Annotated in this window: 17 protein-coding genes and 1 pseudogene; 7 read left to right on the plus strand and 11 right to left on the minus strand. The window is 66.1% G+C overall.

Features of this window, described 5'->3' with window-relative positions; all coding sequences use genetic code 11:
- Positions 1-30: 30 nt before the first annotated feature.
- From SP6_RS11730 to SP6_RS11740, 3 genes are all read right to left on the minus strand, one after another.
- A complete protein-coding gene (locus tag SP6_RS11730) occupies positions 31-570 on the minus strand; it encodes a cytochrome b (RefSeq protein WP_007404817.1) in 540 nt (179 codons plus the stop codon).
- 4 nt (positions 571-574) lie between these two features.
- Positions 575-1348, minus strand: a complete 774-nt coding sequence (locus SP6_RS11735) for a SapC family protein (protein ID WP_007404759.1) — start codon at positions 1346-1348, stop codon at positions 575-577.
- A gap of 75 nt (positions 1349-1423) precedes the next feature.
- Positions 1424-2848: an FAD-binding oxidoreductase gene (locus tag SP6_RS11740; protein ID WP_037568389.1), complete on the minus strand. Its 1425-nt coding sequence runs from the start codon at positions 2846-2848 to the stop codon at positions 1424-1426.
- 66 nt (positions 2849-2914) lie between these two features.
- Here SP6_RS11740 and SP6_RS11745 point away from each other — a divergent pair, with 66 nt between their 5' ends.
- From SP6_RS11745 to SP6_RS11755, 3 genes are all read left to right on the plus strand, one after another.
- Positions 2915-3358, plus strand: coding sequence for a hypothetical protein (locus SP6_RS11745; RefSeq protein WP_037568387.1), 444 nt, complete (start codon positions 2915-2917; stop codon positions 3356-3358).
- 127 nt (positions 3359-3485) lie between these two features.
- A complete protein-coding gene (locus tag SP6_RS11750) occupies positions 3486-4895 on the plus strand; it encodes a DEAD/DEAH box helicase (RefSeq protein ID WP_007404845.1) in 1410 nt (469 codons plus the stop codon).
- Between the two features lie 8 nt (positions 4896-4903).
- Positions 4904-5125, plus strand: coding sequence for a DUF1289 domain-containing protein (locus tag SP6_RS11755; protein ID WP_042469090.1), 222 nt, complete (start codon positions 4904-4906; stop codon positions 5123-5125).
- A 145-nt stretch (positions 5126-5270) separates the two neighbouring features.
- Here SP6_RS11755 and SP6_RS11760 read toward each other — a convergent pair whose 3' ends face one another.
- The gene (locus tag SP6_RS11760; RefSeq protein WP_037568384.1) at positions 5271-6038 is read right to left on the minus strand and encodes an enoyl-CoA hydratase/isomerase family protein; all 768 of its coding nucleotides are present in this window, start codon (positions 6036-6038) and stop codon (positions 5271-5273) included.
- 352 nt (positions 6039-6390) lie between these two features.
- On the opposite strand from SP6_RS11760, the gene SP6_RS11765 reads away from it, so the two are divergent.
- The 3 genes from SP6_RS11765 to SP6_RS11775 all read left to right on the plus strand — a co-directional run bounded on the left by SP6_RS11765 (position 6391) and on the right by SP6_RS11775 (position 11678).
- Positions 6391-9378 carry a TonB-dependent receptor gene (locus SP6_RS11765; RefSeq protein ID WP_007404758.1) on the plus strand — a complete coding sequence of 996 codons (2988 nt, stop codon included), beginning with the start codon at positions 6391-6393 and terminating at the stop codon, positions 9376-9378.
- A gap of 68 nt (positions 9379-9446) precedes the next feature.
- A complete protein-coding gene (locus SP6_RS11770) occupies positions 9447-10874 on the plus strand; it encodes a glucoamylase family protein (protein WP_007404828.1) in 1428 nt (475 codons plus the stop codon).
- A 24-nt stretch (positions 10875-10898) separates the two neighbouring features.
- A complete protein-coding gene (locus SP6_RS11775) occupies positions 10899-11678 on the plus strand; it encodes an SDR family NAD(P)-dependent oxidoreductase (RefSeq protein ID WP_007404824.1) in 780 nt (259 codons plus the stop codon).
- 16 nt (positions 11679-11694) lie between these two features.
- Here the strand turns inward: SP6_RS11775 and rarD are convergent, their stop codons facing one another.
- The 7 genes and pseudogenes from rarD to SP6_RS11810 all read right to left on the minus strand — a co-directional run bounded on the left by rarD (position 11695) and on the right by SP6_RS11810 (position 19868).
- Positions 11695-12588: an EamA family transporter RarD gene (gene rarD / locus SP6_RS11780; RefSeq protein WP_007404859.1), complete on the minus strand. Its 894-nt coding sequence runs from the start codon at positions 12586-12588 to the stop codon at positions 11695-11697.
- A gap of 44 nt (positions 12589-12632) precedes the next feature.
- Positions 12633-12863 carry a hypothetical protein gene (locus tag SP6_RS11785; RefSeq protein ID WP_037568382.1) on the minus strand — a complete coding sequence of 77 codons (231 nt, stop codon included), beginning with the start codon at positions 12861-12863 and terminating at the stop codon, positions 12633-12635.
- A gap of 142 nt (positions 12864-13005) precedes the next feature.
- Positions 13006-14227 (minus strand): annotated as a pseudogene (locus SP6_RS11790) (dihydrolipoamide acetyltransferase family protein).
- Position 14228: 1 nt separating this feature from the next.
- Positions 14229-15236 carry an alpha-ketoacid dehydrogenase subunit beta gene (locus SP6_RS11795; protein ID WP_007404760.1) on the minus strand — a complete coding sequence of 336 codons (1008 nt, stop codon included), beginning with the start codon at positions 15234-15236 and terminating at the stop codon, positions 14229-14231.
- Between the two features lie 190 nt (positions 15237-15426).
- The gene (locus tag SP6_RS11800; RefSeq protein WP_037568380.1) at positions 15427-16722 is read right to left on the minus strand and encodes a 3-methyl-2-oxobutanoate dehydrogenase (2-methylpropanoyl-transferring) subunit alpha; all 1296 of its coding nucleotides are present in this window, start codon (positions 16720-16722) and stop codon (positions 15427-15429) included.
- Between the two features lie 243 nt (positions 16723-16965).
- Entirely contained in the window at positions 16966-18900 is a 1935-nt protein-coding gene (locus SP6_RS11805; RefSeq protein ID WP_007404799.1) for a sialate O-acetylesterase, read from the minus strand.
- Between the two features lie 137 nt (positions 18901-19037).
- Positions 19038-19868, minus strand: a complete 831-nt coding sequence (locus SP6_RS11810; protein ID WP_007404705.1) for an endonuclease/exonuclease/phosphatase family protein — start codon at positions 19866-19868, stop codon at positions 19038-19040.
- A 209-nt stretch (positions 19869-20077) separates the two neighbouring features.
- Between SP6_RS11810 and SP6_RS11815 the strand changes: the two genes are divergently transcribed.
- A complete protein-coding gene (locus tag SP6_RS11815; protein ID WP_227876577.1) occupies positions 20078-22207 on the plus strand; it encodes a TonB-dependent siderophore receptor in 2130 nt (709 codons plus the stop codon).
- The last annotated feature ends 17 nt before the right edge of the window (positions 22208-22224 follow it).

The following is a 22224-nucleotide window of genomic DNA, read 5'->3' on the forward strand; positions in this document are numbered from 1 at the left end:
GTCCCCCTTCCCTTACAGGGGAGGAACAGGTTAGCGCGAGCGGAAGCTCATCCGCGCGAGCAGGCCGTCGCGCAACAGATAGTGATGCCGAAGCGCCGCCGCGACATGGATCACGACCAGCGCCAGCATCACCCAGCCCAATATCTCATGCGCCTCATGGCCCAGGCGACCGGCGGCTTGCCCGATCGGCAGCGGGGGCACGTCGAACAGACCGAACCAGCTGACGGGCCGTGGCACGTCGCGACCCGAACCCATCGCCCAGCCGGTCATCGGCATGGCGATCATCAACAGGTACAATGTCATATGGAGCGCATGGGCCGCGCCGCGCGCCCATGTCGGAATTTCGGCGGGCAGCGGCGGGGGGCGATGCCCCAGGCGCCACAGGATACGGCCGGCGGTCAGCGCCAGCACGGTCAGCCCGATCGATTTGTGCAGCGGGATGGTACCCGGCAACAGGCTCTCATGGAGCAGGCCGATCGCCAGATTGGCGACGACCAGGGCCGCGATCGTCCAGTGAAAGACGATCGCGACCTGGCTATAGCGTGGACTGGCGAAGTCCCGTCCACGCATGGGATCAGCCGACCGGCTGAAGCTGCGGCTGGGGCATCTTGCCCAGCTGCGCCTGGCGGGCGAAGATGTCGCGCATCAGCGACAGCGAGAAGAGATGCGCATAGAGCAGCGGCAGCATGCCCGACTGGCTCATCTTGCGCAGCTGATCGCCGCGCAGGTCGACCAGCTTCTCTTCATTGACCATCTGGAAGCCGCGATAGACGAAGGGCTGATCCGCGCCATCGGGCTGGATCGAGACTTCGCCGTCCATCAGCAGACCCATTTCGGTCAGCTCGGTCATGAAGTTCTGGGTGCGGGCCCCCGCCTGCTCGAACGATTCGTTGAACGACAGGATGTTCTTGGTCAGCTCGCTCGGCTGGCCGTTCTCGAACAGGGCGTCGCCCTCGTCGAACGCGCCGATGGTCGGCGAGGTCGGGTCGAAGCACAGCGACAATTCTTCCGCCTCGGGACGCAGACGCGCCAGCATGTACGGATAGCGGCGGACATAAGCGGGGACGTAGAAGTTCGTCTCGGTCAGACGGCCTTCGTCGCTGACGAAGACGTTCACGCCCTCGTTCAGGCCCATCAGCGCCAGCGGGATCGGCTGTTCACCGACCGAGAAGACGATCGGCATGAAACGCTGCACCAGCGGGAATTCATCGACGGTCACGGGGATCGCATGCTGGCCGACCAGGAAGGGCGCGGTGTCCTGCGGGCGGACCTTGTAATTGGCGTGAGTTTCGCTCGAAAGCGGCTCCAGGCCATTATAGAAAAGCGGAAGCGACGGCGCGCTGGCCATGATGATCTCCAAAAAACCTTATCCACGCGAGCCCCCCGCCGCGCGTCGTGGCCCCGTGTCTATGGGGCCGGAGCGTCATGCGCAAGCGATGAGCTTGCCCGGATTGAACAGGCCGTGCGGATCGAGCGCCAGCTTGATCGCGCGGATCGCCGCGACCCGCTCGGGCGACAGGCGGGCCAGCTCGTCGCGCTTCATCTGACCGATGCCATGTTCGGCCGAGATGGTGCCCCCCGCCGCCGTGACCAGATCATGGACGAAACGGGTGATGGTGGCGGCATCCTTGGCATAGAAGCGGTCGCGATCGGTACCGGGGGCGGCGCGGACATGGAAATGGATATTGCCGTCGCCCAGATGCCCGAAGCCCGAGGCATGGGTGCCGGGGAAGCGCGCGTCGCAGGCCGCCGCCGCCTCGACCATGAAGCGCGGCATCGCATCGACCGGCACGGCGATGTCATGCTGCACCGCCGGCCCCAGCGCCCGCTCGGCATCGGACAGCGAGTGACGCAGAAGCCAAAAGGCCTCGGCCTGCGCATCCGACACGGCGATCACCGCATCGGCAACGACTCCCTCGGCCAACGCGCGGCCGAGTTGCGCCTCCAGCATCGCGGTCGGATCGGCGCTCGGGTCGCCGGTTACCGCCTCGATCAGGACATGCCAGGGATGCCCGCCCTCCAGTGGCGCCCGCGCGCCGGGCAGATGCGCGACGGCGGCGGCGAGGCTTTCGGCGGGCAGGATCTCGAAACTCTCGATCATGTCGCTCGCCGCCTGCAACCGGCGGAGCAGCGCCAGCCCGGCGGCGGGATCGGACAGCCCGACCCAGGCGGTGGCGCGGGCCGCAATCGCCGGCGCCAGCCGCAGCGCCGCCGCCGTCACCACGCCCAGCGTCCCCTCGGCCCCGATCAGCAACTGCCCCAGATCATAGCCGCGATTGTCCTTCTTGAGCGCGGACAAGCCGTTATAGAGCGACCCATCGGGCAACACCGCCTCGATGCCCAGGGTCAGGCCGCGCATCGTACCGAAGCGCAGCACCTGGGTGCCTCCCGCATTGGTCGAGACCAGCCCGCCCACCGTCGCATTGCCCTTGGCCCCCAGGGTCAGGGGAAAGCGCCACCCCTGCCCCTCAGCCGCCTCATGCAGATCGGCGAGGATCACACCGGCCTCGGCGACCGCGACGCCGCCCTCCGCATCGATCCGGCGGATCCGGTTCATCCGGCGCGTCGACAGGATCAGCGCTATACCGTCCACCGGCGGGGTTGCCCCGCCGACCATCGAGCTATTGCCCCCCTGCGGTACCAGCGGCACGCGGTGCTCGGCGGCCGCACGCAGCACCGCCTGCACTTGCGCGGTATCGGCGGGTGCCAGGATGGCGGGGGCATGGCCCTGGAAACGCCGCCGCCAGTCGATTTCCCAAGGCGCGATCAGATCGGGATCGGTGATGATGCCGCGATCGCCCAACACGGGACGCAAGGCGGCAAGCAAGGCGGTCTGGGCGGCGTTCATGCGAAGCGCGCTAGATCAGGTTCATAAAGCGTTCAATGTCACGCGCTATGCTTGGTCCCCGCAAACATGGCTCGTCCTACCTCGAACCTCATTCCCGCCGCCTTGACGATGTTGGCGACGCCGATCCTGTTGGGGGCGGGCGATCCGCCGTCGCAGGTGCAATATGCCCAGATCACCATTCGCGAGCGGGTGATCCTGCGTGTGCCGCGCACGCCCATGCCGGCGATCACCGCCAGCCGTTGGAAGGAACGCAAGGGCCCCCGCTGCATCAACGCGCAAGCGCTGGCCGGCGCCTTGCCGGGCGAGGAAGGCACGGTGGATATCGTCCTGACCGGGGGCAAGCGGGTGCGCGCACGGCTGGCGCGGGCGTGCCGCCAGATCGATTATTACTCCAGCTTCTATATCCGCCCCGGCCCCGACGGACAGATTTGCGCCGGTCGCGATCCGATCCGCACACGCGGTGGCGCGGTGTGCGAGATCGACAAGTTTCGCGCGCTCATCCCCCGCTGAAAACCACGGCCCGCACGGCCGACGGGTCGCGCAAAACTTGACTTTTCCCGCCAAATCCGCAAGCGCCCGTAGAGTGCTGGGCGAGCGCGGGGCGATTCCCACTCCACGCCATATTCCGGAAAACTGCATGAGCTTTGCCGATCTCGGCCTCTCCGACGAACTCCTGAAGACGGTCACCGATGCCGGCTATACCGAGCCGACGCCGATTCAGGCCTCCGCCATCCCCTCCGTGCTGATGATGCGCGACATCATCGGCATCGCGCAGACGGGGACGGGCAAGACCGCCTCCTTCGTCCTGCCGATGATCGACATCCTGGCGCATGGCCGCAGCCGCGCGCGCATGCCGCGCAGCCTGATCCTGGAGCCGACGCGCGAACTCGCCGCGCAGGTGGCCGAGAATTTCGAGAAATACGGCGCCAACCACAAGCTCTCCATGGCGCTGCTCATCGGTGGCGTGTCGATGGGCGATCAGATCAAGGCGCTGGAAAAGGGCGTCGACGTGCTGATCGCGACGCCGGGCCGGCTGATGGACCTGTTCCAGCGCGGCAACATCCTGCTGACCGGCTGTTCGATGCTGGTCATCGACGAGGCGGACCGGATGCTCGACATGGGGTTCATCCCCGATATCGAGGAAATCTGCACCAAGCTGCCCAAGCAGCGCCAGACCCTGCTCTTCTCCGCGACCATGCCGCCGCCGATCAAGAAGCTGGCCGACAAGTTCCTGGAAAATCCCAAGATGATCGAGGTGGCGCGTCCCGCCTCGACCAACATCAACATCACCCAGTTCGTCGTGCCCGTCGCGCCGCAATCGTTCGAAAAGCGCAAGCGGCTGCGCCAGCTCCTCAAGCAGGATGAGGTTCGCACCGCGATCATCTTCTGCAACCGCAAGACGACGGTGCGCGAACTCAACAAGTCGCTCAAGCAGCATGGCTTCCGCTCGGGCGAGATTCACGGCGACATGGAACAGCCGCAGCGCCTGGCCGAGCTGGACCTGTTCAAGCGCGGCGAGGTCAATATCCTGGTCGCCTCGGACGTCGCCGCACGCGGGCTGGACATCAAGGGCGTCAGCCATGTGTTCAACTTCGACGCGCCCTGGCATCCCGACGATTATGTCCATCGTATCGGTCGCACCGGCCGCGGCGGCGCGACCGGTACCGCCTATACCTTCGTCGCGCCCGACGATGCCGAGAATATCGACAATATCGAGAAGCTGACCGGACAGCGGATCGATCGCCTCGAACTGCCGCCCGTCGCGGAGGAAGAGCGCCCCGGCCGTCGTCGCCGCGAACGCACGCCGCGCGAGGATGCGCAGGAGGTCGAGGCGACGCCCCTCTCCGAGGCAGAAGCCGAAGCACGCCCCGCCCGTGCGCCCCGCGCGCGCCGCGAAGAACCGCGTGTCGAGGAGCCGCGCGCGGAGGAATCGCATGGTGGCGATCGCCGCCGCGACCGTCGCCGGTCCAACGCGGCCGAGACGACCGATGATGGCGGCTGGAACGGGCCGATCCCGGACTTCCTGAAAGTCTCGCTGACCGTTTGACGCCGCCCATGTCGCTCGACATCATCAGCTTCGTCGAACCCCAGTCGCCCGGCATCGCCAGCCCGTGCGTCAATATCTGCACGATGGACAAGGCGACCGGCTGGTGTTTGGGGTGCGCGCGGACGATCCGCGAAATCTCCAATTGGAGCGCCAAGCCGGCCGAGGAACGCCGCACGATCCTGGCCGCGCTGCCGGCACGCAAGGCGGAACTCGCAGCACGCAATGGCTGAGGGCCGCCCTCACGTTCCGTTCCCCCTGAGCGCAGTCGAGGGCCAAGGGAAACCATATCCGCAGGGCATTTGGCCTAGCCGCAGTTTTGGGGCGTGGCCTTCGACGTCGCTTAGGCGGAACGGGCGGCTGGGATAATCTCCGCCTTTACCGCCCGATAAACCGCCCCGGCCGCCGCTCCGTGACCGCGCGTACCCCTTCGACGAAATCCTCGGTCTGCATCAGCACCGCCTGCTCCGCCAGCTCATGGTCCGTTGCCGCCTCGACCAGGGCGCGCAGGTCGCCGCGCAGGGTCCGCCGGGTCGAGGCCACCGCCAGCGGTGCCGCCGCCGCGATCTCCTGCGCCAGGGCCATCGCCACCGCGTCCAGTTCCTCCGCCGAAACCAGTTGATCGACCAGCCCCCAGCGTTCCGCCTCTTCGCCGCGTATCCGCCGCCCGGTCATCAGCATCATCGCGGCACGCTGGCGCCCGATCACCCGCTCGAGCACCGCCGAGATACCGAAGCCGGGATGCAGCCCCAGTTGGACGAAATTGGCGACGAAGCGCGCCTGGGGCGAGCCGATGCGGAAATCGGCGACCAGCGCCAGACCAAGCCCCGCGCCGACCGCCGCGCCCTGCACCGCCGCGACCACCGGCGTCTGCACGCCGTAGAGCCGCGCCGCCGCGACGTAAAAGGGACTGCGGCTGCCGGGCGGCAATGGGTCGGCCACCGGATTGGCGTTGACGAGGTCCGCGCCTGCGCAAAACACCCGACCCTGGGATCGAAGCAGGATGGCGCGCACATCCGGATCGGCATCAGCCGAATCAAAGGCATCGGCCAAATCGGAAATGGTTCCCAGCCCCAGATGATTGTTCGGCGGATTCCGTAGCGTAATTACGGAGACGCAGCCGTCGCGATTCAATTCTACTGTCATATCGGTAGCTTTGCCGCCATTTCTCATCCCACGCCAGCGCCATACCCGTTGCTCGAAAGACACAGTGACGACGGTTCCAACGGCACGGCACCAACAGATGCTTGAGCCCATGCCATGACCGCGCGTAGATGACCGCCATGTCAGAATGACCGGCCGATCACAGGCTGGCATCGGCATCTGGAGCCGGCGGGCTCCGTGCCCGGAGAGGATGCCGGGCGGCCCGGTGACGGGCCGCCCCTTCCCCCCCTTGCCGCCCCGCCCTTCGCGCCAACGCGCGAAGCCCATCCGGGATGGCACCTGAACACGGGACCGGCGCCGATAACCGCTTGGGGCCGCCGGCATATGGGGAACAATGATGAAGACGATGATGACGGCTGCGCTGCGCGCAACGCTGGCCACCTCCACGATACTGGGTGCTGCGACGATCATGGTCGCGCCCGCCGCCGCACAGACCACGACCGCGCAGATACGCGGCCAGGTGCGTGGCGCCGATGGGGCGGGCAGCGCGGGTGCGCAGATCGTCGCGGTCAACACCGCCACCAACCAGACCTTCCGTCAGACCGCCGACTCGTCGGGTAATTTCGTGCTCGGCGGTCTGCGCCCCAGCCAGTACCGTGTGACCGCGACCGGCGCCGATGGCCGGACCGTGACCCAGCTCGTCACCGTGGCGATCGGTCAATCGGCAACGCTGGACATGACCCTGGGCACCGCGACCCAGCCGGGCAGCGCCGATCCGGCCGACCTGGCGGGCCGCGGCAACAGCGCGGTCGAGGGGCCGGAAATCGTCGTCACTGGCGGGCGCTTGGTGGAAACCCGCACCAGCGAAATCGCGACCAATGTCAGCCAGACGCAGATCCGCACTCTTCCGCAGACCGATCGCAACTTCCTGACCTTCGCCGCACTCGCGCCCGGCGTGCGCTACAATGACAGTGAGACGGATAAGAGCTTCACCTCGGGCGCGTCAACGGCCAGCCAGGTCAACGTCTTCATCGACGGCGTGTCGCTGAAGAACAAGCTGCGCGAGGGCGGCGTGGCGGGTCAGCAGAACAGCCGGGGCAATCCCTTCGGCCAGCTCGCGGTGCAGGAATTCCGCGTCCTGACCCAGAATTACAAGGCCGAATATGAACAGGCCGGCTCGGCGATCATCACCGCCGTCACCAAGTCGGGCACCAACGAATTCCATGGCGAGATTTTCGGTCAATATACCAACCGCAGCCTGACCGAACGCAGCTATCTCGACGAGATCAACGACCGCCCCAAACCGGAATTCACCCGCAAGCAATATGGCGTGTCGCTCGGCGGCCCGATCATCAAGGACAAGCTGTTCTTCTTCGGCGCCTATGAAGGCAATGACCAGAACCGCGCCTTCAATGTGCAGAGCACTGGCTCGGCCGCTGCAATCGCTGAGTTCGAGCGGTTTTCGGGCCGCCGCCTAAGCGAGTTCGAGGGTGCCTATGTCAGCCCGTTCCGCGGCGACTTTTATTTCGGCAAGCTAACCTTCACGCCCGATGACCGCCAGGTGTTCGACCTGTCGTACAGCCGCCGGACGGAAAGCGACATTCAGGGCTTTGGCGGCAACGTCGCCTATGAGGCGGCGGAGAACAAGCTTAATACCGTCGACACATATCTCTACAAATGGACCTATAACGGCGACAACTTCATCAATGAGTTCAACGCCAATTATCTCTATTACAAATTCAACCCGACCTCGCTCAATCCGGGGCTGGCCACGTCCGACTATGATGCGGTCATCATTTTCGGCGGCAAGGACTCCACCCGCCGCGAGGTGCAGCAGAATTACACGATCCGCGACGACTTTACCTATAGCGGCCTGGACAATCACGTCTTCAAGGTGGGCGGGCGCGTCGAGATCACCGATATCGAGTTCAACAACCAGGCCTATATCCAGCCGCGCTATACCTATCGCCGCGAACCGCAGAACAATCTGAACTTCTCCTTCCCCGCAGAGGCGCGGCTGGGGCTGGGCAATGGCCGCATCTATGGATCGAACACCCAGGTCGGGCTGTACGCGCAGGACGATTGGGACGTGACCGAGCGGTTGCAGCTCAATGTCGGCGTCCGCTGGGACTATGAGACTAACGGGTTCAACAACCAGTATCGAACTCCCGCCGCTGCGGCCGCTGCGCTGCGCGCACTGCCCCGCACCAGCTATTTCGACCCCGAGAACTACATCACCGACGGCAGCCGGCGTAAGCCTTTCGCGGGCGCGATCGCACCGCGATTCGGCTTTTCCTGGGATATCAAGGATGACCAGTCGACCGTCATCTTCGGCGGCGCGGGCCGCTATTATGACCGCAACAATTTCAACAACACGGTCGACGAGTTGAGCCGCACGATCAATCCGATCGGCGTGTTCCGCTTCTCCGCCGACGGACGCCCGCGCAACGGCCTGCCCACCGTGTTGTGGAACCCCGCCTATGCGACCCGCGACGGCTTGCTATCGCTGATCAACACCAATCCGGAAGTCGGCCTGCCCGAATTGTTCGCGGTGAAGAACAATGCCCGCCCGCCGGTCAACGACCAGGTCTCGCTGGGCGTGCGGCAGAGGATCGGCATCTTCCAGGCCTCGCTCACCGGCTCGTATCAGCGCGGCCGCAACGGCTATACCAATTTGTTCGCCACCCGGACGCTGAACGGCCAGGGCCCGTGCTGCAACACCGCGCCGGTCATCCCCTTCGGCTATTCCAACGCCATTATCGGGTTTGACGGGTTGGACACGCGGTACAAGGCGATCTTCTTCACGCTCGACAAGAATTACACCCCGTCCTCGGGCTGGGGCGTAAACATCGCCTATACGCTGTCCAAGTCGGAACAGAATGGCGGCGATCTGTTCAGCCTGGATGCGGTCACGCCCGACGATTATGGCTGGCGCCCGACGCGCGGCGACGAGCGGCACCGGGTGGTGATCTCCGGCATTGTCGACCTGCCGCTGGGCTTCCAGTTCTCGACGCTGACGACGCTGGGCAGCGGTTCGGCCTATCAGGTGATCGACGGCACCAATGGCGCGGACTCGGGCTTCAACCGCTTCACCGCCGCCTATCCGGAGAAGAACTGCATCAAGGGGCTGTTCGCCTTCTGCGAAGTCAATCTGACGCTGGCCAAGAAATTCCGCGTCTTCGGCCGCGACGACCAGTTCGAGGCGGCGGTCGACCTGCTCAACGCCTTCAACAACAAGAATTTCTCGGGCTTCGACGAGTTCTTCAACAACACCCCCGCACCGGGCGGCGGCGTCACCGACCCGCTGGAGCCTGCGCGGATCGGTACCAACTTGCTGACCCTGCCCCGCCGGGTGCAGTTCCGGGTCGGCTATCGCTTCTGATCCCCAGGGACCGGGCCGGAGATACCTCTCTCCGGCCCACTTCATTTCTGAGATGACGGACACACGCCATGTATGATCGCCGCCAATTGATCGGTGCGGGCGGGCTGAGCCTGGCCGCGCTGATGGCGGGATGCACGGATCGGCAGGGGCGGGTCGCGCCGCCGCGCCTCATCCCCGCCGTGCAGCCCGACCTGATCCGCGATCTGCAGGAACGGACCTTCCGCTTCTTCTGGGAGACGACCGATGCCGAGACGGGGCTCGCCCCCGATCGCTGGCCGACGCCGTCCTTCGCCTCGATCGCCGCTGTCGGGTTCGCGCTGACCGCCTATCCGGTCGGCGTGATCAATGGCTGGATCACCCGCGAAGAGGCGCGCGCCCGCACGCTGACCACGCTGCAATTCTTCGCCGACGCGCCGCAGGGCCCGGGCGAGACGGGCTTCAGCGGCTATAAGGGCTTTTTCTACCATTTCCTGGGCGTGACCAAGGGGTTGCGCTTCGCCCGGTGCGAGCTGTCGACCGTGGATACCGCGCTGCTGCTGGGCGGCGTGCTGTTCGCGCAGAGCTGGTATGATGGCGACCATCCCGACGAGGCGCGGATCCGTACGCTGGCCGACCGGATTTACGGCGCGGTCGACTGGACCTGGATCACGCCGCGCGCACCCTTGCTGTCGATGGGCTGGCATCCGGAGACGGGCTTCATCAAATCCGACTGGGATATCTACAACGAAGGTATGCTGCTCTATCTGCTGGCGCTGGGCTCCCCCACCCATCCGCTGCCCGAGGGCACCTGGGCCGCCTGGTCGAGCCGGTTCGAGAACAGCTGGACAGATCGCTGGGGTCAGCCGCATCTGCACTTCCCACCGCTGTTCGGCCATCAGTACAGCCATGTCTGGGTCGATTTCAAAGGCATCCGCGACGGTTACATGGCGGGCAAGGGCATCGACTATTTCGAGAATAGCCGCCGCGCCGCCTATGCCCAGCAACGCTATGCGATCGAGAATGCCGGGCGTTGGCGGGGCTATGGCGCGGACGTGTGGGGACTGACCGCCTGTGACGGGCCGGGCGATTTCACCCAGACGATCGACGGCGTATCGCGGCAATTCTTCAGCTATTCGGCGCGCGGGCCAGGCGACCGTGACGACGGAACGCTGGCGCCGACGGCTGCGGCCTCCTCGATCGCCTTCGCGCCCGACATCGCGATTCCGGCGGTGCGGGCGATGCATGACCGCTATGGCCAGGGCATCTACGGCAAATATGGCTTCCTGGACGCGTTCAACCCGACGTTGACCAACCCGCCCGAGCCGCTGAAGCATGGCGAGATCGTCCCCGGCATCGGCTGGGTCGACAAGGATTATCTGGGAATCGACCAGGGCCCGATCGTCGCGATGATCGAGAATCATCGCACCGGCCTGATCTGGAAGACGATGCGGCGGAACCCGCATCTGCGACGCGGATTGCTAAGGGCAGGATTCACCGGCGGCTGGCTGAACGGATAGCGGCCGCCTCGCTGGGAGGCCGCGATGCCCGACACCATCCTGATTACCGGCGCGTCCGCCGGGCTGGGCGCCGATTTCGCACGGGCGCTGGCGAAGAAGCCGGTCACCCTCGTCCTGACGGCCCGGCGCACCGATCGTCTGGCGGCCCTGGCGCAGGAACTGGGCCAGCGGCCGGGGGTCGAGGTGCATGTCATCTCCGCCGATCTCGGCCAGCCAGAGGGGGTGAAGACGCTGCTCTCCGGCGTGGCGGATCGCGGGCTGCATATCGATACGCTGATCAACAATGCCGGTTACGGGGCGCTGGGGCCGTTCGCCGATAGCGATCTGGCGACGCAATTGGGGATGATCGATCTCAACACCCGCGCCCTCGTCGCGCTGACCCATGCGCTGTTGCCGCCGATGCTGGCGCGCGGGCGCGGCGCGGTATTGAACGTCGCCTCGACCGCCGCTTTTCAGCCGGGGCCCTATATGGCGGTCTATTATGCCAGCAAGGCGTTCGTCCTCCATTTCTCCGAGGCGCTGCATGAAGAGGTGAAGGGGCGCGGCGTGACCGTCACCGCGCTGTGTCCTGGACCGACCAAGACCGAATTCGCCGATGTCGCAGGGATGGCGCAGACGCCGATGTTCGAACGCTTTGCGGGCACGTCGGAACAGGTGGTGCGCGACGGGCTGGCGGCGCTGGATCGCGGTCAGGCGGTCATGGTGTCGGGGCTGCTCAACCGACTGACCGCGGTCAGCACACGAGTTGCGCCGCGTGGGGTGCTGCGTCGGGCCGTGGCAAGATTGCAGAGCGGGCGGCAATAATTAGGTTCGCGCGACCCTATTCGGCCGTAACCGGCGTCCGGCTCCCCCGCACGCTGTCGATCGCGTAGAGCGCGCACCCCGTCCAAATCAGCGCGAAGGTGATGATATGGACGGGCCGGAGCGGCTCGCCGAACAACAGCACGGCCTGCGCGAATTGCAGTGTCGGCGCGAGATATTGCAGCAAGCCCAGCGTCGCATAACGCAGCCGCCGCGCCGCCGCCGCGAACATCAGGAGCGGTGCCGCCGTCACCGCCCCCGCCAGGATCAGCAGCAGGTCGAGATGCCGATCCGCCCCGAACGCCGCCGTCCCGTTGGCACTGGCGTGAAACAGGACCGCCAATGCCGGCGCGGCGAGGAGCAGCGTCTCGACTGTCAGCCCTCCCAGCGCATCGATCGCCGCGACCTTGCGGACCAGACCGTAAAAGGCGAACGACAAGGCGAGTGCCAGCGATATCCAGATCGCCCCGCCGCCGCTGATCGTCAGCACCAGTACGCCGAGCGCGGCAATCCCGACCGCCAGCGCCTGCCCCCGGCGAATCCGCTCGCCAAGCAGCGCCACGCCGAGCGCCACATTGATCAGCGGATTGATGAAATAGCCGAGGCTCGCCTCCAGCACGTGATTGTTCTGGACCGACCAGATATAGACCAGCCAGTTGATCGCGATCAGCGTCGCACTGGCGCATAGCAGCAACAGCGTCCGTCCCCGCGCCGCCGCCAGGATCGCCCGCCCGCGCCTGGCGATCAGCACGACCACAGCCAGCAACAACAGCGACCACAGGATGCGATGCGCCAGCACCTGAAGCGCGGGCACGCCCTTCAACAGCTTGAGATAGAGGGGCAATATCCCCCAGCTGATATAGGCCCCGATGCCGAGCAACAGGCCGGTGCGTGCAGTGCGATCGGTCGTCATGCCGCCCCTGTTCCACGCGGGGGCGACAGATGGCAAGCCGGGGATCAGCCCGCGACCATACCCTTCACCTCAACCATGCCGCCCTGGTTGACGACCCGGCCCGACACCATGCCGGTGATCCGTACCATTGCGCCGGGCTCGATGATGACATCGCCCGCGACCATGCCCTTGATGGTGGCGTGGACACCGGATGCGACGATCACGTCCCCACCGATCATGCCACGCACCGTGCCGTCCGAGGTGATTTCGAGCGATCCTGCCGTCATTCCGCGCATGAGGTTCTCCTGCCTTCAAAGACAGGACGCGCGCCCGGCGGATAGGTTCATGCGTGCGCTTCGACTTCGCTCAGCGTGAACGGCGCCTTGGTCCTAAACCCCGTTCAGCCTGAGCGAAGTCGAAGGCCAAGCAAAATCCCCTTCAATCCGCAAACAGCATCACCGGCGTCTCGAGCAATTGCTTCAACGCCTGCACGTAGCTCGCCGCGTCATAGCCATCGACGACGCGGTGGTCGCAGCTGATCGACAGGTTCATCAGCTTCGCGCGCGCGATCGTCTCGCCCCCGCGCCCGTCGGCGCGGAAGACGGGCCGCTCGACGATCCGGTTGGGGCCGATGATCGCGACCTCGGGCCGGTTGATGACCGGTGTGGTCGCGATTCCGCCGAGCGGCCCCAGCGAGGTCAGCGTGATCGTGCCACCACCCATGTCGGTGCTGGCGATGCTGCCCGCGCGGGCAGCTTCGGCCAGACGGCCGATCTCGGTCGCCAGCTGCCAGACATTGCGGCTCTCGGCATTGCGGATCACCGGGACCATCAGCCCGGCGGGGGTCTGCGTCGCCATGCCCATATGCACCGCACCCGAGCGGTTCACCACGCCCGCCTCGTCGTCATAGCGCGCATTGAGCATCGGGAAGTCGGGCAAAATCTTGCAGATCGCGACTATCAGTAGCGGGAGCAGCGTCAGCTTGGGCCGGTTGCCACGCCCCGCATTCAGTTGCGCACGCGTGTCCTCCAGCGCGGTGACGTCGATTTCCTCGACATAGGTGAAATGCGGGATGGCGCGCTTGGACGCCGCCATGTTCTCGGCGATGCGGCGGCGCATCCCAATGACGCGCACCGCTTCGTCGGCACGGGGGGCACGGGCGGGAGTATAGCCCTGGCCCGAACCATAACGCAGGAACGCGTCGAGGTCCGAGTGGCGCACCCGGTCGCCCTCGGCGGGCTTCACGCTCGACAAGTCGATGCCCAGATTCTGTGCGCGCGCCCGGACGGCGGGCGAGGCCAGCACCTTCTTCTGCTCCCTCTCCCACAAGGGGAGAGGGAGATTGCGCTTCCTCGACACCGGGGTTTTCGGCTTCCAGCATCGCCTCTTCCGTCGCGGGCGACACGGATTCCTCGACCGCATCGGTCTCGATCACCATCAGCGCCGATCCGATCGGCACCTGGTCGCCGACCTCACCCGCCAGCTCGACGACGGTGCCCGAAACCGGCGACTCCATCTCGACCGTCGCCTTGTCGGTCATCATGTCGGCGACCGACTGGTCCTCCTCGACCCGGTCGCCGAGCTTCACATGCCAGGCGACGATTTCGGCCTCGGAAATGCCTTCGCCGATATCGGGCAGGCGGAAGGTGAAACGAGCCATGTCAGGCGTCCTTCAACAGGGTCTTGAGCGCTTGGCCGATACGGACCGGGCCGGGAAAATAGGCCCATTCCAGGCTGTGCGGATAGGGCGTGTCGAAGCCGGTCACGCGCGCGATCGGCGCTTCGAGATGATAGAAACAGCGTTCCTGGACCAGCGCGGACAGTTCCGCGCCGAAGCCCGCCGTGCGCGTCGCCTCGTGCACGATCATGCAGCGGCCGGTCTTCTTCACCGAAGCCTCGATCGCCTCGATGTCGAGCGGGATCAGGGTGCGCAAGTCGAGGATCTCGGCATCGACCCCCATCTCGGCGACCACGGCGGCGCAGACATGGACCATCGTGCCGTAGCACAGGATCGTCACCGCCTCGCCCGCGCGCACCGTCGCTGCCTTGCCCAGCGGGATGCGGTAATAGCCGGTCGGCACTTCTCCGCCGGGATGCTTGGACCAGTTCTCCGCCGGGCGATCCCAATGGCCGTTGAACGGGCCGTTATAGATTCGCTTGGGCTCGAAGAAGAGGACGGGGTCATTGTCCTCAATCGCGGCGATCAGCAGGCCCTTGGCATCGTACGGCGTCGCGGGGATCACCGTCTTGATGCCGGAGACATGGGTGAAGATGCCCTCAGGCGACTGGCTGTGCGTCTGGCCGCCGAAGATGCCGCCGCCAAAGGGCGAGCGCACCGTGATCGGCGCGGTGAACTCGCCCGCCGAGCGATAGCGCAACCGCGCCGCCTCGCTGACCAACTGATCGAGCGCGGGGTAGATGTAATCGGCGAACTGGATTTCCGGCACCGGGCGCAGGCCGTACGCCCCCATGCCGACCGCGACGCCGATGATGCCGCATTCGGTGATCGGCGTGTCGAAGACACGGGTCTTACCGTATTTCTTCTGCAGGCCCGCCGTCGCGCGGAAGACGCCGCCGAAATAGCCGACATCCTCGCCCATCACGACCACGTCCGGGTCGCGCGCCATGACCACGTCCATGGCGGAGTTGATCGCCTGGATCATGTTCATGCGGGTGGTTTCGCCCGCCTGTTCGACAGTCTCGGTCATGATGTCGCTCACTGTCCCTCTCCCGTTGGGAGAGGGAGGGAGGCGCGGAGCGCCGGAAGGGTGAGGGCGGGACACGTGGCGAGGATACCCTCACCCTCCCACTCGGCGGTGCCGAACGGGCCCCTCCCTCTCCCGATGGGAGAGGGGAATATCATTTCCGCGCCCATGGCCGTCCGCTCGCTTGTTCCTCGTCGAGCATCTGCTGGCGCTGCTCGCGCAAATGCCAGGGCATCTCCTCGAACACGCCGTCGAACAGGCTGTCGAGCGGCTGGTGCAGGCCGTGGCCGAGGATGCCGTTCGCCTCGGCCGCCTTTTGCGCAGCACGGACTTCCTCGGCCACTTCGCGGTCCTGGGTCGCGTGGCGTTCCTCGTCCCATTCGCCCAACGCGATCAGGTGATCCTTCAACCGCCGGATCGGATCGCCCAGCGGCCAGGCGGTCGGCTCGCCCGCCGAGCGATATTGGGTGGGATCGTCCGAGGTCGAATGGCCTTCGGTACGATAGGTGAAATGCTCGATCAGCGTCGCGCCCTGGTTGGTCCGCGCGCGCTCGGCGGCCCATTGGGTGGCGGCATAGACGGCGAGTGCGTCATTGCCGTCGACCCTGAGGCCCGCAATGCCATAGCCGATCGCCCGCGCCGCAAAGGTCGTCGCCTCCGCGCCCGCGAAACCGGAGAAGCTGGAGATCGCCCACTGGTTGTTGACGACGTTCATGACGACCGGCGCGCGGTAGACGGCGGCGAAGGTGCAGGCCGAATGGAAGTCGCCCTCCGCCGTCGAACCCTCACCGCACCACACGGCTGCAATACGGGTGTCGCCCTTCGCGGCCGAGGCCATCGCCCAGCCCACCGCCTGCGGATATTGCGTCGTCAGATTGCCCGAGATTGAGAAGAAGCCCGCTTCCTTGGCCGAATACATGATGGGCAGCTGCTTGCCGCCCAGCCGGTCCGCGCTGTTGGAATAGATTTGGTTCATCATGTCGACCAGCGGCCAGTCGCGCGCGATCAACAGCCCCTGCTGGCGGTAGGAGGGGAAGCACATATCCTCATAATCCAGCGCATGGGCGGCGGCGACCGCGACCGCCTCCTCGCCCAGCGCCTTCATATAGAAGCTGGTCTTACCCTGCCGCTGCGCGCGGAACATGCGCTCGTCAAAGGCGCGGAGCAGTACCATGTGGCGCAGCATCCGACGCAGGCGATCGGGCGAGAGCTTGGGGTCCCAGGGACCGACCGCACAGCCTTCGTCATCCAGCACGCGGACCAGCGTATAGGCGAGTTCATGAAAGCTGTCGGCGGGCGCGGCGGTATCTGGGCGGCGCTGCGCACCGGCGGGCGGGACCTCGACACCGGCGAAGTCGACCGCATCGCCCGGCCGGAATTTCGGCTCAGGCACATGCAGCTGCAACGGGGCCAGGTTGGCGCGCGAAATGCCTTCTGGCGGCACGGCCATGCTCTCTCCTCAACGCTTCGCCCGATTCCACTCGGGTCGTTGCTATCTTTCAACCGGATGGAATTTTATTTCAAGCGCATTTTGGGGCACCGACCGGCTAAACGCATCGAGTGGTGGTGTTTCTCCGTGTCCGGCTGAACGACCCTCACCCTTCCCACTCGCTGTCGCGGGCGGGCCCCTTCCCTCTTTCATGGGGAGAGGGAGGGAGGCGCTTTAGCGCCGGAAGGATGAGGGCAGGTCGGGTCAGTTGCCGCTAATTGCCGCCTCGAACGGCACCACCGGATGCGGGGCCTCGTCATAGAAGTTGACGACCGGCGCATCCGCCCAGGCATAGCGGACGCGGACGTCGCCGGGCTTGGCATCGACCAGCCGGACATCCGAACCGTTCACCGTCGCATTGGCGTAGTGGCAGGCGCTGGCATCGCAGAGTTCGAAGCCGATGGGCGCCGCCGCGCTCCAGGCGTGAAGCGCGCCCTGCACGCCCGTAAAGTGCAACACCACCTCTGAGCCCGCCCTCGTCGCCGAGGCGATCATTGGACCCGACGCATTGGCGCGGTCACCCGCTTCCAGATGCTGCTGCGCGAAGACCAGCCGCTTGGCGAGTTCGTTCTTGTCGGCGGGGTGGATGTCATTGCGCACCCCGATATCGATCGTCGTCGCGAGCGCCGCGTGGGGATCGCGTAGCACCGCCAGACGCTGCGTTTCGCGCAAGGCTGCCCAGCCACTGTCGGCGATTTTGACGGGCGGCGCGCCGAAATTGGCGAGCTGGACGATCAGGATGGGCAGGTTCGCGTCACCGAACTGACGCCGCCATCCAGTCATCAACGCGGCGAGGCGATCGCCATAGCTCGCCAGACTGACATCGGATTCGCCCTGATACCAGGCAACCCCCTTCAGCCCGATCGGCCCCAGCGGTGCGATCATCCCGTTATAAAGCGTGCCCAGACCCGCATGGCTTTCCCAAGGGCTGCGCGGATAGCTCTGGTCGTTCGCTTTGTAGACCGAATAGCGCCAACCGGTGCCGAGCGGGATCGGCTGACCGCCGGCGGGCGTGAACTGGATCTTGTCGCCAGGCCCGAACATACCGCCCGGACCATAGGTATCGCCCAAGCCCACCACGATTTCGTTGCGTCCCTTCGTCAACGCCGAACGCGGCACGGTGTAGCGGCGCCAGTCGCCCCAGCCGAAGGTCGCACCCACGACCACGCCATTGACCCAGACGGTATCGAGCTCGTCGATCCCCGCCAGCTCGATCACCCCGTCGCCGGTTGGTGCTTGGGCCAAGTCGAAGCTCTGCCGGAACCAGACCAGGCCGTTATAGTCGGCGAGCGCGGGCACGCCCCATTCCTCCCACGGGCTGAACTTCGGAACCGGCGACCATGTCAGCCGATCGGGCGCGTTCCATGGCTCCTGCCCGCGCTTGGTCCCGCTCGCCTTGCGCCACCAATCGCCCCAGCGGTCGCCAAAGGCACGGAGTCCCGCCGCATGATCGCGCGCATAAAGCGCCAGCAGGTCGGCATCGGCGGCGAGGCCGGGCAGCTTGCGCGCATCGGTGGCGTCGATCCAGGGGAGGATCTTGGTCCCGCCCCAACTCGAATCAATCGCGCCCATCGGCACGTTCGTCTTGGTCGCGAGGTCCTTGACCATCAGATAGCAGGCGGCGGAAAAATCGGCGACGCTGGCGGGTGATGCGGCGGCCCAGATCGGGCGCTTCTCCAGCGGCTCGTCGGCGGACAGGCCGACATGATGCGCGATGTCGAGCAGGCGGATGCGGTCATTGGCCGATGTGGCGACCAGCCCCTCACCGTTGAGCGCCTGCTTGAGCGGATATTCCATGTTGGACTGGCCCGAACACAGCCAGACATCGCCAACCAGCAGATCGTCCATCGTGTCGGCAGCGCCATCCGTGCCGGTCGCGGTCAAGGTCAGCGGGGTGGCGGTCGCCGTCATGGCGGGTAGGGTCGCGCGCCAGCGGCCCTGGCGGTCGGCGGTGGCCGAGGCCTGGCCGCTACCCAGCGTCACGGTCACCGGCTCGCCGGCATCGGCCGAGCCCTCGACGATGATCGGGCGGTCGCGTTGCAGGACCGCATGGGCGCTCATAGGGGTCAGGATGCGCGGCCGCGCTTCGGCCATGACCGGCCACGCCGCCGCCGTTCCCAGAACCAACGCCAAAGTCATGCGCCGCCCGGCGCCGGACCGTGATTGCCCTTCCCGCATTCCATCCCTCTCCTCTGCCCGGCGGGCCGTGATCCGGCCCGTCATCGGCTTTGGATCAATCATAGGATCGGGCAAATGATAACGCTATCGCAAAGACGTTATCGGCGGATCTCGTCCGCAAAGGATAGGGTGGCCCGGACCGGGAAATGATCGGAAGGATAGGTTTTGCCGCGATGCCAGGTGTCGGTCGCGATCGCGTCCGCCCGGAACCCGCGCAGGAACAGATAGTCGATCCGGCGGTCGGGCGTGCCGGTGAAGTCGTGAAAGGTCATCTCCGGCCCCTCGCGCCGCTTGGCGCCGAGCCAGCAATCGGTCAGCGCGCCCGCGAACCGGCGATAGGCCGCCGTGTCGGGCCGCGCGTTCATGTCGCCCGCCAATATCACCGGCAATCCCTTTGCGAGGGTCGGCAGCCGCGCGAGGATCAGCGCCGCCGCCTTGTCGCGCGCCTCGGCATCCTCGTCGCGGTGCGCCAGATGCGTGTCGACGAACAGGAAACGGCGCGGCTTGGCGTCTTTCGTCTCGAACACCGCCCAACTCGCCATGCGCGGCAGGTCGGTGCCCCAGCTCTGGCTACCGACGACCTCGGGCGTATCGGACAGCCAGAAGTCGCCCTGATCGACCAGTGTCAACCGGTCGGGGCGATAGAAGATGCCCATATGCTCGTCATCGTGGCCGCCCATCCGGTCACGCCCGAACCAGCGATAGCCGGGCAGCGCGCGGACGATGTCGTCCCCCTGCCGCTGAAGCAGTTCCTGCGTACCGATCACATCGGGCACGGCGCGGCGGATCAGTTCGACCATGACCGGCCGCCGCGCCGCCCAGCGCTCCGCCCCCTCGTCCGAGGCATAACGGACGTTGAACGTCATGACCTTCAACGTTTCGGCCATGGCACCGACCGGCGCGAGCGCCGCCACGGCGAGCATCGCCATTCCGCCTAACATCCGCCACGACCGGACCATCTTACCATCCTCATGTAAAGCCGGCTCGCACCACATCGAGCCCCTGCCGCGCCTATGGCGGCGGCGAATGGCAAAGGCATGACAGTCGCCCAAACCAAAGTCGACCCAATTTATGATTGAGAGTTATTATCATTATCGATATGGCGCGTTCAAATCGATTGATATGGGGGCTGTTCAAAATGTCGAAGGCAATGTGGCGCGCCATGCTGCTGGCGGGGGGCATCATGGCAAAACCTGTGTGGGCTGCCGATCGCTCCGCCATCACGCCGGTGAACGAAGCGCCGGTCGCCGCAGAGGCGGCCGTACCGGCCGACGATCAGAACGACATCGTCGTCACCGGCCTGCGCGATGCCAGCGCCAGCATCACCGGCACCGATGTCTCGGCCCGCCGCTATCCCCAGTCGCTGCGCATCATAGACCGCGCGATGATTGATCGGCTGGGCGCGACCCGGCTGGACGACACGATCGATCTAGCGGGCGGCGTCGCGCGCCAGAACGACTTTGGCGGGCTGTGGGACAAATATTCGATCCGCGGCTTTGCGGGCAATGAGAATAGCGGCCCCGACGTCCTCATCAATCGCTTCAGCAGCAATCTGGGCTTCAACGCTCCCATCGACACCGCCACGGTCGAGCGGTTCGAATTCCTGAAGGGCGCCGCCGCCGCGCTGTCCGGCCTGGGCGAGCCGGGCGGGTCGCTCAATATCGTCACCAAGGCGCCGACCAGCACCCTGCAAGGCGAAACCTCGCTCAGCTATGGCAGCTGGAACCGGGTGCGCGCGACCGGCGACATCAGCGGTCCCGTCACCGACACGCTGGCGGTGCGGACGATCGGCGTGGCGGAGGAAGGCGACAGTTTCCGCCGCTATGTCCATACCGACCGGCTGCTGCTCGCCCCCTCGGTCGCGTTCACGCCGAGCGACAGTCTGCGGCTGCTCTACCAGGCCGAGTTCATGCGCAACCGCGCGCCGATCGATCGCGGCGTGGCGGCGATCAAGGGCGATGCGCGCGCGATGGACCGCGACACCTTCCTGGGCGAGCCCGCCGATGGCCGCATGACGCAACGCATGTTGTGGCAACAGGGCAGCGTCTTTGCCGCGCTCTCCGACCGCGTCTCGCTGGAGGGTGGACTGTCCAGCCGCGACGGCTTCCTGACCGGCTATGCGACGCAGGTCGATTTCGGCGCGCGCGGGGTGCAGGCCGATGGCCGGACGATCGGCCGGTCGCGGCGCTATCATGATTTCCGCTGGCAGGATTTGACCGCGCGGATCGAGATGACCGCGAAGCTCGACTGGCTGGGCCTGTCGCATGAGCTGCGCTTCGGGGCCGACCGGGTGCGGCACGGCATGGACTTCCGCATGGACCAGGCGCGCGGCCGGCCCGGTGCCCCGATCCTGACCATCGACGCCTTCGACCCCGTCTATGGCCAGCCCCTGCCCGTGCCGACGCCGTTCCAGGACCGGCATCATTCCTTCCGCAGCGAAAGCATCTATGCGCAGGACCTGATCCGCTTCGGCGACTTCACCGCGCTGATCGGGGCGCGGTGGAACAGCTTCCGCGAATCGATGCTCAACCGGGTGCGCGGCAATCTGCGGCTGGAAACAGTGGATCGCGGCCTCACCCCGCGCGCCGCGCTGACCTGGGCGGCGACCCCGAACTTCTCGCTGTTCACGAGCTGGGGCCAGTCGCTGCGGCTCAACCCGTCGGACGGGGTCAGCAGCTTCGACGCGGAGAAGAGCGATTCGACCGAAATCGGCGCCAAATACACGCTGTTCGGCGGCGCGCTGACCGGCCAGACCGCGCTGTTCACCATGACCAAGCGCAACGTGCTCAATCCCAATGCCACCGACGTGTTCGTCAAGACGCAGATCGGGCGTCAGCGCTCGCGCGGGGTCGAGACGGTCGCCGACCTGGCGCTGACCAGCGGGCTGACCGCGACCGGCACCTTCACCTATACCGATGCGACGGTGCGCAATGACAAGAACACCGCGCTGATCGGCACGATGCTGTCCAATGTGCCGCGCTATCTGGGCGCGCTGGACCTGCATCAGCGGATCGGGGTGGTGACGATCGGCGGCGGGGTGAACCATGTCGGCGCGCGCAATGGCGATCCCTTCGCCTCCGGCTATCGCCTGCCGGCCTATACGACGGTGCGCGCCGACGCGACCTGGCGGGTCAATCCGCAGTTCGACGTGCGTGTCGACCTCGAGAATATCTTCGACACCTATTATATCGCCAGCAGCTATGCCGATGTCTGGACGATGCCGGGTGCCCCGAGGAATGTGCGGGTGACGCTGCGCGGTCGGTTCTGAAACATATCCTCCCCTGT

It is taken from the genome of Sphingomonas paucimobilis NBRC 13935 (genome assembly GCF_000739895.2).
GTDB classification, from domain to species: Bacteria; Pseudomonadota; Alphaproteobacteria; order Sphingomonadales; family Sphingomonadaceae; genus Sphingomonas; species Sphingomonas paucimobilis.